This is a genomic window from Ureibacillus sp. FSL W8-0352 (genome assembly GCF_038004345.1).
In the GTDB taxonomy this organism is placed as follows: domain Bacteria; phylum Bacillota; class Bacilli; order Bacillales_A; family Planococcaceae; genus Ureibacillus; species Ureibacillus thermosphaericus.
Genome location: NZ_JBBOQT010000001.1, coordinates 264,041 through 278,183, shown reverse-complemented (window position 1 = coordinate 278,183; position 14,143 = coordinate 264,041). Strand labels below are relative to the sequence as shown.

17 protein-coding genes are annotated in these 14,143 nt (G+C 35.4%); 9 read left to right on the top strand and 8 right to left on the bottom strand.

All coding sequences use genetic code 11. The annotated features are described in order from the left end of the window. Positions 1-135: 135 nt before the first annotated feature. Positions 136-270, bottom strand: a complete 135-nt coding sequence (locus tag NST98_RS01415; RefSeq protein ID WP_340714206.1) for a hypothetical protein — start codon at positions 268-270, stop codon at positions 136-138. A 283-nt stretch (positions 271-553) separates the two neighbouring features. On the opposite strand from NST98_RS01415, the gene NST98_RS01410 reads away from it, so the two are divergent. Then, positions 554-1,894 (top strand): amino acid permease, encoded by a 1,341-nt coding sequence (locus NST98_RS01410; protein ID WP_340714205.1) that lies wholly within the window; start codon positions 554-556, stop codon positions 1,892-1,894. A gap of 155 nt (positions 1,895-2,049) precedes the next feature. Here NST98_RS01410 and NST98_RS01405 read toward each other — a convergent pair whose 3' ends face one another. Further along, positions 2,050-2,292, bottom strand: coding sequence for a YqkE family protein (locus NST98_RS01405; RefSeq protein WP_016836889.1), 243 nt, complete (start codon positions 2,290-2,292; stop codon positions 2,050-2,052). A 39-nt stretch (positions 2,293-2,331) separates the two neighbouring features. Beyond that, entirely contained in the window at positions 2,332-3,513 is a 1,182-nt protein-coding gene (locus NST98_RS01400) for an acetyl-CoA C-acetyltransferase (protein ID WP_016836888.1), read from the bottom strand. 232 nt (positions 3,514-3,745) lie between these two features. On the opposite strand from NST98_RS01400, the gene NST98_RS01395 reads away from it, so the two are divergent. Next, positions 3,746-4,675 carry an alpha/beta hydrolase gene (locus NST98_RS01395; protein WP_340714204.1) on the top strand — a complete coding sequence of 310 codons (930 nt, stop codon included), beginning with the start codon at positions 3,746-3,748 and terminating at the stop codon, positions 4,673-4,675. A gap of 762 nt (positions 4,676-5,437) precedes the next feature. Here the strand turns inward: NST98_RS01395 and NST98_RS01390 are convergent. From NST98_RS01390 to NST98_RS01375, 4 genes are all read right to left on the bottom strand, one after another. Beyond that, positions 5,438-5,665 carry a YneF family protein gene (locus NST98_RS01390; RefSeq protein ID WP_096550754.1) on the bottom strand — a complete coding sequence of 76 codons (228 nt, stop codon included), beginning with the start codon at positions 5,663-5,665 and terminating at the stop codon, positions 5,438-5,440. A 304-nt stretch (positions 5,666-5,969) separates the two neighbouring features. Beyond that, entirely contained in the window at positions 5,970-7,055 is a 1,086-nt protein-coding gene (phaC, locus tag NST98_RS01385) for a class III poly(R)-hydroxyalkanoic acid synthase subunit PhaC (protein WP_340714203.1), read from the bottom strand. Positions 7,056-7,090: 35 nt separating this feature from the next. Beyond that, positions 7,091-7,870, bottom strand: a complete 780-nt coding sequence (locus tag NST98_RS01380) for a beta-ketoacyl-ACP reductase (protein ID WP_340714202.1) — start codon at positions 7,868-7,870, stop codon at positions 7,091-7,093. 39 nt (positions 7,871-7,909) lie between these two features. Next, positions 7,910-8,362, bottom strand: coding sequence for a polyhydroxyalkanoate biosynthesis repressor PhaR (locus tag NST98_RS01375; RefSeq protein WP_096550752.1), 453 nt, complete (start codon positions 8,360-8,362; stop codon positions 7,910-7,912). 210 nt (positions 8,363-8,572) lie between these two features. On the opposite strand from NST98_RS01375, the gene phaQ reads away from it, so the two are divergent. Both phaQ and NST98_RS01365 read left to right on the top strand, forming a co-directional pair. Then, positions 8,573-9,142: a poly-beta-hydroxybutyrate-responsive repressor gene (phaQ, locus tag NST98_RS01370; RefSeq protein WP_339288779.1), complete on the top strand. Its 570-nt coding sequence runs from the start codon at positions 8,573-8,575 to the stop codon at positions 9,140-9,142. 76 nt (positions 9,143-9,218) lie between these two features. Beyond that, positions 9,219-9,713 (top strand): hypothetical protein, encoded by a 495-nt coding sequence (locus NST98_RS01365; RefSeq protein ID WP_016836881.1) that lies wholly within the window; start codon positions 9,219-9,221, stop codon positions 9,711-9,713. Positions 9,714-9,821: 108 nt separating this feature from the next. On the opposite strand, the gene sirA is transcribed toward NST98_RS01365, so the two are convergent. Beyond that, entirely contained in the window at positions 9,822-10,247 is a 426-nt protein-coding gene (gene sirA / locus NST98_RS01360; RefSeq protein ID WP_340714201.1) for a sporulation inhibitor of replication protein SirA, read from the bottom strand. 227 nt (positions 10,248-10,474) lie between these two features. Here sirA and NST98_RS01355 point away from each other — a divergent pair, with 227 nt between their 5' ends. The 5 genes from NST98_RS01355 to NST98_RS01335 all read left to right on the top strand — a co-directional run bounded on the left by NST98_RS01355 (position 10,475) and on the right by NST98_RS01335 (position 13,994). Continuing rightward, positions 10,475-10,822: a lmo0954 family membrane protein gene (locus NST98_RS01355; RefSeq protein ID WP_016836879.1), complete on the top strand. Its 348-nt coding sequence runs from the start codon at positions 10,475-10,477 to the stop codon at positions 10,820-10,822. Positions 10,823-10,835: 13 nt separating this feature from the next. Further along, positions 10,836-11,480 (top strand): PspA/IM30 family protein, encoded by a 645-nt coding sequence (locus NST98_RS01350; protein WP_340714200.1) that lies wholly within the window; start codon positions 10,836-10,838, stop codon positions 11,478-11,480. A gap of 102 nt (positions 11,481-11,582) precedes the next feature. Further along, positions 11,583-12,266: a cell wall-active antibiotics response protein LiaF gene (liaF, locus tag NST98_RS01345; RefSeq protein ID WP_340714199.1), complete on the top strand. Its 684-nt coding sequence runs from the start codon at positions 11,583-11,585 to the stop codon at positions 12,264-12,266. Further along, entirely contained in the window at positions 12,263-13,363 is a 1,101-nt protein-coding gene (locus NST98_RS01340) for a sensor histidine kinase (protein WP_340714198.1), read from the top strand. Before liaF ends, NST98_RS01340 begins: the two co-directional genes overlap by 4 nt. Next, positions 13,356-13,994 (top strand): response regulator transcription factor, encoded by a 639-nt coding sequence (locus tag NST98_RS01335; protein WP_340704188.1) that lies wholly within the window; start codon positions 13,356-13,358, stop codon positions 13,992-13,994. The genes NST98_RS01340 and NST98_RS01335 overlap by 8 nt, the downstream gene beginning before the upstream one ends. Positions 13,995-14,143 lie beyond the last annotated feature (149 nt).

Genomic DNA, 14,143 nt, shown 5'->3' with positions numbered 1-14,143 from the left:
ACCACAGACACCCTTGCGTTAAGCTAACCGTTACTTCTGCCTTCACGGCTCGGGACTTGCACCCTATAGATTACATCCATGCCAGGCGCACCCAAAAAAACAACCTAGCTTCTATATGCTAGGTTGTTTTTCTTTTTATCTATTATCATCTAATAATATATCATGCTCTCTTACTGCTTCTTCCACTTCGCTGAACGCCCAATGTGTTTTTGGAACATCTAAAAACGTTGGAGTTTCTACATTAGTTAATGGCCCTCGTTTGAAAAGCATGTTTATTACTTTTACCGCTTGAGCTCTTGTTAGTTCCGGGATGATAATACGAGCAGTGTCAAAACCTTGTTAAAAATTCTCGTCTCGTTGGTATTTTCTACTCAAAATTACGTTTACGAATTCTATTTCGATATAAGATATTGAAAGAAAAATAGTTTATTGATAAACTTTTGAAGTTACCATCAAAAAAAATGATGATTTTGTTTAATAAAAGTGATAACTAAGATTAGGAAAGCGCAAATTGTCATTCCTTTCCTAGTTAACGAGTCTTGGGGGCAACAAGATGAAACAGAAAGAATTAAAAAGAGAATTAAAAAACAGGCATGTACAATTAATTGCAATCGGGGGAACAATCGGTACCGGACTGTTTTTAGGATCTGGTGCTGCAATTTCTAAAGCAGGTCCATCCATTTTATTAGTTTATCTTATTGTTGGGACTGCCCTATTTTTTGTGATGCGTTCCCTAGGAGAGATGCTGTTATCCAATGCTGGGTATCAATCCTTTACCGATTTCGCTACAGATTATATAGGTTCTTGGGCAGGGTATGTAACAGGATGGACATATTGGTTCTGCTGGATTATGACAGCGATGGCTGATGTGATTGCTGTTGGTGTATATGTTCGTTATTGGTTCGATATCCCTCAATGGATTCCAACATTGATTGCGATTATTTTATTGCTCTTATTGAATCTATTAACTGTAAAACTATTTGGAGAGTTGGAATTTTGGTTTGCAATTATTAAAGTAATTACGATTATTGCTTTAATTGTAATCGGTTTTTTCTTAATCATGATTGGATTTGAAACGGATACTGGTCATGTGTCAGTAAGCAATATTTGGAGTCATGGTGGAATTTTTCCTAATGGTATGATTGGGTTCCTTTTTGCATTCCAAATGGTTGTATTCTCATTTGTAGGGGTTGAACTTGTGGGGGTAGCGGCTGCGGAGACTTCGAATCCCGAAAAAAATATACCCTCTGCAATCAATAAAATTCCTGTTCGTATATTGCTGTTTTACGTAGGAGCCATTTTTGTTATTTTATGTATTAATCCTTGGACTGAATTAAGTGCTGCCAATAGCCCGTTTGTACAAGTCTTTACTTTGGCGGGAATTCCATTGGCTAGCGGCATTATCAATTTCGTTGTGTTAACATCAGCAGCTTCCGCCGGGAATAGTGGTTTATTTTCAACAAGCCGCATGATGTTTAATTTAAGTAAAAACCATTTAGGGCCTAAATTCCTATCAACATTAAATAAAAACTTTGTCCCTGGTAATGCACTTTTCATTTCTTCCATCGTTGTTTCAATAGGGGCTCTATTAAGTTATGTTATTCCAGATACAGCTTTTAGTATTGTCACCACAATTAGTGCTATCTGTTTTATTTGGGTTTGGAGCATTATTTTAATTGCTCATATAATTTATTTAAGGAAAAGACCGGATTTACATAAAACATCCATTTTTAAAGCTCCTCTTGCACCATTTGTAAATTATATTGTGTTGATATTTTTTGTGGCTGTATTAGTCGTGATGTTGATTTCCGAAGAAACAAGAATAGCGGTTTTACTTACTCCGATTTGGTTTATTATTTTGTTTATTACTTACGCCCTTCGCAAGAAAAAATAAGCGCAGGGCGTTTTTTCTGGAAATTCCCTTTTATGTATGTGATACGTAGATTGAGGTATGATGATTGAAGAACTCATTACCGAGACAGAGATACGAATCAATCTTTAAGCACACTAAATGAAAAAAGTGTCGCATTATTTTGCGACACCTTTTTATTAGTACTTAGAGCCTTTATCTCCATACTTTTCAAGCAATTCTGCAAAGCTCATATTTTTCTCCCGCTGTTTTCTTTCAAATTCGAGCTGTGCTTGTCGTTCTTCCTCTTTTCTTTTTTCCTCAGCGGCTAATTCTTTCTTTGCTTCTTTTAATTTTGCGATTAACTCGCTATCTAGTTGATCTTGAAGAGTAATCCCTTCATTTGTTGCTTGATGATTAGTGTTCTTATTCTTTTTAGCCATATTCTCACCTGCTTACTTTTTTGCGGTGGAAACAACAGCTTATCGTTGAATAATTGTTGCGACTCCTTGTCCACCACCAATGCAAAGTGTGGCAAGCCCGTACTTCACATCTCGTTTTTGCATTTCATGAAGAAGCGTCACTAAAATACGTGTTCCACTTGCACCGATTGGATGTCCAAGGGCAATTGCTCCACCATTTACATTTAGTTTATCAGAATCAAAGTGAAGTTCGCGATCAACAGCAATAGACTGAGCTGCGAAAGCTTCATTTGCTTCAATTAAATCGATTTGATCGAGCGTTAAGTCAGCTTTCTTTAAAGCTTTTCGAACAGCTTCAGCTGGACCAATACCCATAATCGCAGGATCTACCCCAACTGCAGCGTTTGCCACAATCGAAGCGAGCGGTTTAATTCCTAACTCTTCCGCTTTTTTCTTAGACATGACCACAACTGCTGCAGCACCATCGTTAATTCCGGAAGCGTTTCCAGCAGTGACTGTTCCATCTTTTTTGAAAGCTGGACGTAATGCGGATAATTTTTCTACCGTTGTGCCAGGGCGTACAAATTCATCTGCATCGAAAATAATTGGATCCCCTTTGCGTTGAGGAATTTCTACTGGCACAATTTCATCTTTGAATTTCCCTTCCTCAATCGCTTTTGCTGCACGAGCTTGGGAACGTGCCGCGAACTCATCTTGTTCTTGTCGCGTAATATGATATTGAGAAGCTAAATTTTCTGCTGTTACCCCCATATGATAATCGTTAAATGCACACCATAATCCATCATGAATCATGCTATCAATTAGGTTTTGATTGCCCATTTTAAAGCCGGAGCGAGCATTTTTTAATAGATAAGGTGCTTGACTCATATTTTCAAACCCGCCAGCCACAACGATGTCGGCTTCACCTACTGCAACGGCTTGTGAGGCAAGGTGTACCGTCTTTAAACCGGAACCACAAACTTTATTAATTGTCATAGCCGGAACTGTTTTTGGAAGTCCCGCTTCTATTGCTGCTTGGCGAGCTGGATTTTGTCCTAACCCTGCTTGCAGAACATTTCCCATGATGACTTCATCCACTTGATCCGGTTGAATTCCTGCACGACGTAACGCTTCTTTAATGACAATCGCGCCTAATGTTGTGGCAGGGACATCTTTTAACGAACCTTGGAAAGAACCTATTGCTGTTCTAACCGCACTTACAATAACTACATCATTTAACATGAACATCTCCCCCAATTTCAGTTTACATTGTATACACGATTTTGTGTGAATCCTAGAAACTAAAAATGTATTAGTAGAAAACAATTCAAAACCGTGCAATATTATTCTACCAAATGATATGTTATATTTTGTTTCATAATCAACATTTTTTTGTTAATTTGCGTTCATTTTCGACTTTTCAAAATTTATTGTCTTTATACATATTATCAAAAATGCGAAGGAGGAGTCCTAGATGAAAAAGAAAAAACGTAAAATTCTTTGGTTTTCAACTTTCATTACAATGACAGCTAGTGTACTGACTACAATTTTTGGTTTTGCATTAACAAATCGTCTTATGTACATCCAAAAGAAAGATGACGATTTTATATTAGATCGAGAATTGAAAGCGAATCGATTTGATGAAAACTGGTATAATCACGTGAAAAGAGATGAATTTACAATCGATTCCCCTAACGGCTATCCAATTAAAGGCATACTTTTACAACCTTGCCCTACGAAAAACACTGTGATTATTTGTCACGGTGTCACGGAAAATAAAATAAATTCAATTAAATATGCGCGAATGTTTGAAAGGTTAGGATTTAATTCTTTTGTTTACGATCATCGAAGACATGGAGAGTCCGGTGGAAAGACAACAAGCTATGGCTATTATGAAAAGTTCGACTTAGACGCTGTTGTCAAAATGGTTCGTTCAGTTATTGGAGAAGATGCAAAATTAGGGATTCATGGTGAGTCGATGGGTGCTGCAACCATGATTTTATATGCAGGTACGGTTGGAAATCATGTAGATTTTTATATTTCGGACTGCGCTTTTTCTGATTTTGAAGAATTATTGCGTCACATCGTCAAAAATTCAACCCGCATCAATCCTGATATTCCTATTCATTTAGCGGATTTCTTTATTCGTTTCCGAGATGGCTATCGCTTTAAACATCTCACACCGAAAGAAGCAGTAAAAAATATTAAGAAACCTATGCTATTTATTCATAGCATTCCAGATACATTCATTCCTTGTAAAATGACAGAAGAAATGTATGAATTGAAGAATGGCCCAAAAGCATTAAAACTATTTGAGATGGGAGCTCATGCCCAATCATTTAATGAAAACCCAAGAGAATACGAAGAAACGGTTCGCGAGTTCTTAGAGAAATATATATATTAGAGAGGTTTGATTAGCATCAAATTCTTTTCCTATACTTCTTTTGTATTTAATTCGGACAAAAGAAAACAAGCCCTGGATTGATAAAGCTTCTAATGAGGGCTTGTGTAGAATCCAGCGCCATTATAGATGGATTTAGTGCAATAGTTTCCCTTTTTATGTATATTTCAAATCCTCATATGCTGAAAATCCATCAGCTAGTGTATTTATCTCACCAACTTGTGCACTTACTTCTCTTGCTCGTGCATTTCTCTCACCAACTCGTGCACTTAGCTCAATCGCTTGTGCATATAACCACTAGCTTGTGCATTTACTTCTCTTGCTCGTGCATTTCTCTCACCAACTCGTGCACTTAGCTCAATCGCTTGTGCATATAACCACTAGCTTGTGCATTTAGCTCACTCACTTGTGCATATAACCACTAGCTTGTGCATTTAGCTCACTCTCTTGTGCATATAACCACTAGCTTGTGCATTTAGCTCACTCTCTTGTGCATATAACCACTAGCTTGTGCATTTAGCTCGCTCGCTTGTGCATATAACCACTAGCTTGTGCATTGATCATACCCGCAAGAGCAGATACATACCAATCTCGTGCATATCATTCATCAACTCTGCAAAAAACTCACACGTATAATACAATCATATCTGCATAGATCTCCTCAACTGCAAATACACTATGACCAATGCATAAACCTCATCAATCCACAATAAAAAAAGGTTATCCCTTTCCAGAATAATTCCGATACAGGACAACCTTGTATGATTATTTTTGTTTTTCTTGAATTTTATTTAATTGAGCCATCATTTGACGAACTTGTTTTTCAGATGGTTTACGGCCCATTTGTGCCATCATTACACGAATCATTTGTTCATTAATTGGTGGGTTTTCTTTTAAATATTTCATCATTGATTGACGAGCTAGGAAGAATCCTAACGCAACGCCAGCTACTAACGCAATAATAATTAATAATATCGCTAGCCAAGTTTCCAAAATACTTACCTCCCTCTCAACTTTTCCCGAGAAAAACTTTACTCTCCACGATGGATTATACACTATCCATAACAGCGATTCTAGTTTTTCCCGAATTTTTCTAAACCCATACACTTTGCATACCTTATGTATTTTAACCAAATTCCTCTATAATATAAAGATATTTTTCCAAAATAAAATATTTTTAATTTTCATACTTTATTAAAATGATACCTTTTCCAACTCAAAAAAATCCGAACTTATTTGAAACTCTCTGTACTAGAGTTTCAAATATTGTTCGGATGCTGTGATCATTCAAAATTCGTTATTTCGAATTTTCAGTAATCCATTGTTCAATAAATGGATAGTTTTCAGCTACGGCGCGTTTACCAGTAATAACCGAAACGTGTCCAGCATTAACAACATGCAATGTTTTATTTTTGCTGGAGACTTTATCATTCAACGGTTCAATTTGTTGCGGTAACACAATATTATCGCGAGTGGCAACAATATTTAATAAGTTCGCTGTAATGTTTGACAATAATACTCTTTCACCACGAACTTCTAATTCATCGTTATTCAATTTGTTTTCTTGGTAAAAATTGCGTATCCATTGGCGATATGCCTCACCCGGAAATGGCACACCATCATTTAGCCATTTTTGCATTAGCTTCCAGTTTAAAATTTTCTCTTCATTTTCAATATTAGAAGCAACATTGACGTAAACACCTACAGTATTTGAAAGTGGATTTAATAATTTATTACCAAAATCAATGAATTCAAACGGTACATTTCCGAAAGTTTCTACAATATTATCTAATTTGAAGTAGCGTTTATCTAACCAATTTGTATAAAGTCCGGCATCTTCGAAATCAATTGGACTTGTTAACAAGACTACATTGCGAATCGGCAATTTCTTTTGATAAAGAGCAGTAAAAATCGCCGTCATCGTTCCGCCCATGCAATACCCAAACATCGTGATTTCTTTTGCGCCAGAATGTTTTAGCACTTTTTTTACAGCCCGTGGTATATAATCAACAATATAATCTTCTAATTTCATATGGCGGTCCTCGAAACCAGCCGTACCCCAATCTAGTAAATATACATCATGGCCGCGGTCTGTTAAATACTCTATAAAACTATTCCCAGGGTACAAATCTAATATATAAGGTTTATTAATGAGTGCATAAATCATTAAAATTGGCACTTTATTCGTTTTTACTTTATTTGGCTGATAACGATATAATTTCGCTTTATTTTTTGTCCAGATCATTTCTTTTGGCGTTTGACCCACTTGAGGTTCTGGATCGGTAAATAATACTTTATTGAAACGTTGCAATTTTTCGAAATCTTTGTTTTTAGGCAAACTTTCAAACCATTCTTTTAATGGTGTTGTATCAACAGTAACCACAAAATCCCTCCCAACAATTGTTCCAATTAAACGATTTACATATATAGACCACCGTTTACAGCAATCGCTTGACCTGTTACATAGTCTGCTTGAACAAGATATAACACCGCTTGAGCAACTTCGCTCGGCAGTCCTAATCGTTTCATTGGAACTTTTTCTACAATATTATTCAGTACTTTTTCCGGCATAGCAGCTACCATTTCCGTTCCGATGTATCCAGGGCACACTGCATTCACCGTAATACCTTTGGAAGCAGTTTCTAATGCTAAAGATTTCGTAAAACCTAAAATCCCTGCTTTTGTCGCTGAATAGTTAGTTTGTCCAAAGGCACCAGCTTGGCCTACGATGGAGCTAATCGTTACAATGCGGCCATCATTTTGCTCTAACATATGTTGGATGACTGATTTCGTTGCATTGAACACACCATTTAAGTTTACATTGATTACGGCATCCCAGTCTTCTTTTGACATATTTTTAAATGTTCGATCTTTTGTAATTCCTGCATTGTTTATTAAAATATCAATTTTTCCAAACTTCTCTATTACTTCTGCTGCTAGTTTTTCAGTATCATCAAAAACGGATACATCCGCTTGAAGGGCATGGAATTTGCCGCCTTCTTCTTCAATTACTTTCGCAACATCTTCAATTTGTTTTGGGCTGTTATTATATGTGCCAATAACCGTTGCACCATTTCTGGCTAACACCTTTGCAATCTCTGCACCAATTCCACGGGATGCACCAGTTACAATTGCCACTTTTCCTTCCAATGGTTTTAATGAATTCACTTTTTCTACTTCAAATACTGTAGTTGTCATAAAACAGTCTCCCTTTCTGAATATATTTTTATCTAAAGATTATTTTGAAACCGTTTTGTTTGCTGTTGCCGCTACAGTAGCATTTGAGTCTGATATTGATTCAATCGACTTATTTAATAATTCAATGACCTTATCGAGTTTCTTTTCTAATGAAGAAACGGATTTTTTCAGAGCATCCATTTCTTTTACTAAGCGCTCTTCTTTCTCATCTATTTCATCTTCCAATTGATCAATTTTTGAATCAACATCAATAATGAGGGAAGCCACATTGGCAATTTCATCACGTGATGGTATATTTGTTTGTTTTAAATAGCTTTCCGTCATTTTATTGACAAGTTCTTGAAATTGAACATATTGACTTTGAATTTGTCCTAAACTTTCAGCAAAAGATTTTTTCTCTAGTGTTTCTTGAATGGCATCATGCCATGCACTTTCTGTTTTGTTATAGATTTCTTTCCATAAAGAAAAAACATCAAAGGTTGATTGGGTCAACGAAGATCATCTCCTCTACAAATCTTTTTATTTTTTTCATAACATATTTCAATATATTATTTATGCAGAAATTTCATTCTTATGAAAAATTTACAAATTTATGAATTTTTTGTAATAAAATAAATAATTTCAAATAAAAACAGTTGACAACAAATACATCTATGTGTAAATTACATATATAAGTAAATATCAGAGGGCGGTGTAAAAATATTGGTATCGAAAGATGAAAAAAAGAAACCGAAAAGTCCAAGTATTGGAGCGCCGAAAAACTTTTTAATCCCCATCATGTTGTTACATTTACGTGAATTTAACACTCATGGTTATGAACTGATGGAGAAAATTACAAAGTTTGGCATTGAATCATTGGATCACGGAAATTTTTATCGCCTATTAAGACAGCTTGAAAAAGAGAATTTAGTAACTTCTGTTTGGGATACAAGTTCTGGAGGACCAGCAAAACGCATTTATTCCATTACAGAAGCTGGCGAAAAATATTTAGATATGTGGGCTAATTCTTTAAGTGAATATCAACGTTTATTAAATCAATTTTTCAATTTATATAATCCATTTTTCACACCAAATACGACATCGAAACGATTAGAAGAACAATTCGCAGCAACTCCTCAAGCAACAGACGTACCAACCAAAGAAAAAACATCTACGAAAACCACTTCAACGAAAGCAAAATCCACAGCATCCACGACAAAACCTAAATCCACTCGTACTCGCAAAACAAAAGCACAAAGTTCCAATGCACCAGAAGAGCAACCACAATCTTAAATTTTTGGATGTAATGCATGAAAATGCATTCATTATAAATATAAAGTCTGCTTACATTAAAGGAGGAAATCAAGTAATGGCAAAAGAGCAACTTGCAAAAGGTGTAGATTTAGTATGGGACAGCTGGGTAAATAGCTTAAAGACGATTGAAAAAGTCCAAGAAGACTTTGAAAAAAGAGCTCTACAAACATTTAACGTACAAAAGGAATTTATTGAATCTTCCGTAAATGCCATTAATGCCATTGAAGAAGAAGGGAGAAAAGCTTCAAGAGAATGGCAAGAAAGACTTGAAAATAGCTTCAAAGAATTAGGTAAAGAAGGTCAATTCGATGACATTTCAAAATGGTTGGAAAGCGTTCAAGAAATTACAGACAAAGCACAAAATTTAGCTTGGAAACCAAACAACGCACTTCTTGATTTATTTACAAATGCGCAAAAACAAATCGAAATAACACTTCAACAAGCAATCGAGCAACAAAAACAAGAACGCATTGAAACATTAAATAAAATTGAAGAAATTGCTAATCAATTAAAAGAAACTCATAAAAAATTGTTGGCAGTTGCAGAATAATTTTTCCTACTAAACTTATAGTTAAATCCCCTTTTAATTAAAAAAATCCCCTAACTCCTCATTGAAACCCTGTTGTCCCATGTTGCCAACAGGGTTTTTCATTTCATTCTAATACGACGCATATTTCACCGGCTTTAACCAACCACATTCATGTTCCTCTTTATTAAATGCAAGAAAAGAATCATTCATTTGGCTTAAACTTTGGAACAAATCTAAATCAAGCATTCGCGATCCTTCACAAATGGCTTCAATATAATATTCGAACACTTTAATTTTAATTCGGCCTTTTAATTTATGTTCAAACCCTAAGTAATCATCCATCCAATGCATTTCAGGAAAAGATTTTTGAAGATGCTGATAAATTTTTCCCTCTACATCCCCTTCAATTGGTTCGCATAGATAACTTAATTGTTTTCTTGTAGAGGACTCCTGTTGATCATCTATTTTTGCAACCATTTCTAGCAGCATTCTTTCCCTTCCAAAAACGAATGATTGATATTGTTTTTTTATGATGAATATTGAATATATTCTCATCTGTCTGTCCTCCTCCCTAATCTCATTATAATTGAAAGATTTTGAATTTTTTGTCAAACCTTGTCCCAATTATCGATATTTTTTTGCCAAATTCCGATAAAATCTTTCTTCTATTTTTATATTCCAAATCTCGGTCTTGAGTCTTAGTCGAAAATACAATTCAAGGTCATTTTGAGAAATAGTGATGCATTGTAACATTAAGGTACAAACGAGAAAGGAGAATGAAAATGAAAAAATTACTCTTATTGCTTGCAGCAGTGGTTCTAGTATTCATTATCCTTGGAACATTAGGACCTTTGTTAGGGCTAGCTTTTGCCTTAGCTTTTGTATTCCTAGGAATGCACTATTACGTTAAAAGTAATTCTGTTTTTAGCAAGGTGATTTGGATATTCATTGGTTTAATTGGATTATTGATGGCTGTATCCAATATCCCTGCTTTAGTTGGTCTTGTAGCAATCGTCCTCTTATATGCGCTATATAAAAAATGGAAAAATGAAGATATTACACTTCCTATCAAAGAAGAGGATGATCCTTTCACAAACTTTGAAAATGAATGGTCAAAAATTACAAAATAAGGAGAGATTTTAAATGATGAGTTTATTAAAACGTTTCCGCTATACATTAGAAGCAGATTTACATGCACTGTTTGACAAAAAAGAAGCGAAAAATCCAATTGCTATGTTAAATCAATATATTCGCGAAGCTGAAAAACAAACAGAACAAACAGGGAAACTATTAGAAAGACAAAGATTATTAAAAGAAGAATTGGAACAAAATTTAAAAGAAACTGGCAAAATGCTGGAGAGAAGAACAAATCAATTGGAGTTAGCAAAAGCTAGCGGTGAAGAAGATTTAATTCTCTTTGCGACACAAGAAGTGGAAACTTACAAAAGCCGCCAAATGACATTACAAGAAAGCTTAAATCAAGCGAATGAGGAAGTCATTCAATTAGAACAAAAATTTGAAATGATGAAGCATAAGATTCAAGATATGAAAGTTCGACAACTGCAATTAATGGGGAAAGAAAATGTCGTGCGAGCGAATGTAAAGATGAATCGTGTATTAAATTCTGAAGATATGAACTTCCATGAGCTATCAACTTATATTGATCAACTATCAAATAAAATTGAGAAAAACTACGAATATACTCAACTCGAAACTCGCTTAGCCCTATTAGAACAACAATCAACCAAAAATAACGATGAAACATCGATACTCTCATTAAAGGAATAATCGAACATGCTATAATGAAAAAGATAAGAAATTAAGAAGGGAATTTTCTCCCTTCTTTATTATTATTAAACATTTATCGTGCAACATGAAGGAGGAACCACGTTGAAAAGTTTGACGACGAAGCAGTTAACAACCATTTTTATTATGATGTTGCTTATTGTTTTTGCGGAGCTAACCATTTTCAATAACGGTGGTGCCTTCTTTCTAATTATTGGTGCATTTCTTCTTTATAAAAGTTTTGTAAAAGAGAAAAAGCTGTATTTTTGGTTAGGTGCTTTTTTTATCTTTTTAGCTATTATCACCATTTGGAGTTTGCGATTCTTTATCGTCTGCGTAATCATTTATATTCTCTTTAAACATTTAACAAAACATCATAAAGAAGTAACCATATTAGCAAAAGACTTTGAATTAGGGACAGTTCAGAAAAATGATTTTCTACACACCTCATCCATTCCAATGGAAAATTATAAATGGCAAGATATCCAAATCCAAAACTTTTTAGGCGATTACACGATTGATGTGACAGAAACGATTTTACCAACAGGTACTTCTGTCATAACGATTCGCCAAGGGATAGGAAAAATAAAAATTATTTTACCTTATGAAATTCCTTTCCGCATTCAATATTCTACTCTAATTGGTGAGGCAAAATTATTGCATTATTCACCGAAAAGATTGTGGAATGAACGGCTTGTTTTTGAAGATGGTGACCCGAATGAAGCAAAACGAAAACTAGTTATTCATGTGGCTACTTGGCTTGGGGATGTGGAGGTGATTCGGAAATGATTTCACTGATATTCCGCACCTTTACGATTTCACTGATTATTTTAGGTATGTTTTTTGGACTTTTCTATTTATTATATGGTGTACCAAATGAAACAACTTGGAGTCCTATATGGGAAAATTATTATAACGAGCTGCCGCTTTTTGCAATTATTGTAATTGGTACGTTCATTATCAGCTTTTTCATAAGCTTATGGTGGATGATTGTAGAAAAATCAAAAGAATTCACTACATTACATTATGTAAAGCAATTGGCTGAGCCTGAGCTAACTGTTAAACGAAACGTTTCCTATCCACTCCGAAAAGCTTTAATTGAAACGAATGAATTAATCGAAACGCAACGAAAAAGTCTGCAACGTTTATCCAATGAAAAAGCAGAAGCAAGTGACAAAATCATTCAGGAACGTATTATCGCAGAAAGACAAAGACTTGCAAGGGAACTTCATGATTCCGTTTCTCAACAATTGTTTGCTGCGTCGATGTTGTTATCTTCCATAACAGAAACGGAGACTCCACCGGATAATGCAAAACATACGCTAATACAAATTGAAAAAATGGTGCAGCAAGCCCAATTAGAAATGCGTGCATTGTTATTACATCTCCGACCAATCGCATTAAAAAACAATACCCTTGCTCAAGGGTTAAAAGAATTAATTAACGAATTAAAGCAAAAAGTCAACGTTGAAATTGAATATGAAATTGAAGAGATTCAGCTTTCAAAAGCTGAGGAAGACCATTTATTCCGCATCGCTCAAGAAGCGTTATCGAATACGTTGCGCCATGCAAAAGCAACGGAAGTGGAACTGCTACTGATCGAAAGAGATCAACTGGCAATATTAAGAATTCAAGACAATGGCCGCGGATTTGATATGAATAAAGAATCCAATACGACTTCTTATGGATTACGAAACATCGCGGAGCGTGCTGTGGAAATTGGAGGAAAATATAAAATAGTTTCGGTGCCTGGCGAAGGAACCATTGTTGAAGTAAAAGTACCATTGAAAGCACAAGATGAGATGGAAGAAAAGATTTCACTTGATGAAATACGGGAAAAGCATTTGATGGAACAGAAAAATTCGGGAGGTGAATCAGATGATTAAAGTATTCATTGCCGATGATCATGAGATGGTTCGCATCGGTGTCTCTGCATACCTATCAGCCCAATCAGATATGACCGTTGTCGGAGAAGCAAGTAATGGTCAAGAGGCAGTGGAAAAAATTCTCCAGCTTAAGCCTGACATTGATATTATCTTGATGGATAATGTGATGCCAGTTATGAACGGTGCTGAAGCGACGAAAGTAATTTTAAAAGCATGGCCGGAAGCAAAAGTTATGATGGTGACAAGTTTTCTTGATGATGATAAAGTTTACCCTGCACTAGAAGCTGGCGCTATCAGCTACATTTTAAAAACTTCCAATGCCAAACAAATTGCAGAAGCGATTCGAAAAACCGTTAGTGGCGAATCCGTTTTGGAGCCTGAAGTCACTTCAAAGATGATTAACCGGATGCGAAATACAAATAGCCATCCCCTTCATGAACAATTAACTGATCGGGAAATGGAAGTATTATTACTTATAGCCCAAGGTAAATCAAATCAAGAAATTGCAGATGAATTATTTATCGCTTTGAAAACCGTAAAAACGCACGTGAGCAATATCTTATCGAAATTGGAAGTTCAAGACAGAACCCAAGCAGTGGTATATGCATTCCAAAATGGGCTGGTGAAATAACGCGTTACGGGGTGTTTAGAAAGTTGTATGCTTTCTGGGCATCCTTGCTTCTTCTATGCTCCCCCGCTAGTCGAACGAATTCCCACGATTCTTTCAAATAAACTCAAAATGTCCTTTCAAGGTTCGCCTAAGGAAATTTACTTTAAATT

Excerpts from the sequence above, each read along its gene's own strand:
- NST98_RS01415 (WP_340714206.1), bottom strand. The coding sequence starts at position 270 with ATGCTTTTCAAACGAGGGCCATTAACTAATGTAGAAACTCCAACGTTT.
- NST98_RS01410 (WP_340714205.1), top strand. The coding sequence starts at position 554 with ATGAAACAGAAAGAATTAAAAAGAGAATTAAAAAACAGGCATGTACAA.
- NST98_RS01405 (WP_016836889.1), bottom strand. The coding sequence starts at position 2,292 with ATGGCTAAAAAGAATAAGAACACTAATCATCAAGCAACAAATGAAGGG.
- NST98_RS01400 (WP_016836888.1), bottom strand. The coding sequence starts at position 3,513 with ATGTTAAATGATGTAGTTATTGTAAGTGCGGTTAGAACAGCAATAGGT.
- NST98_RS01395 (WP_340714204.1), top strand. The coding sequence starts at position 3,746 with ATGAAAAAGAAAAAACGTAAAATTCTTTGGTTTTCAACTTTCATTACA.
- NST98_RS01380 (WP_340714202.1), bottom strand. The coding sequence starts at position 7,870 with ATGACAACTACAGTATTTGAAGTAGAAAAAGTGAATTCATTAAAACCA.
- NST98_RS01365 (WP_016836881.1), top strand. The coding sequence starts at position 9,219 with ATGGCAAAAGAGCAACTTGCAAAAGGTGTAGATTTAGTATGGGACAGC.
- sirA (WP_340714201.1), bottom strand. The coding sequence starts at position 10,247 with ATGAGAATATATTCAATATTCATCATAAAAAAACAATATCAATCATTC.
- NST98_RS01355 (WP_016836879.1), top strand. The coding sequence starts at position 10,475 with ATGAAAAAATTACTCTTATTGCTTGCAGCAGTGGTTCTAGTATTCATT.
- NST98_RS01350 (WP_340714200.1), top strand. The coding sequence starts at position 10,836 with ATGATGAGTTTATTAAAACGTTTCCGCTATACATTAGAAGCAGATTTA.
- NST98_RS01340 (WP_340714198.1), top strand. The coding sequence starts at position 12,263 with ATGATTTCACTGATATTCCGCACCTTTACGATTTCACTGATTATTTTA.
- NST98_RS01335 (WP_340704188.1), top strand. The coding sequence starts at position 13,356 with ATGATTAAAGTATTCATTGCCGATGATCATGAGATGGTTCGCATCGGT.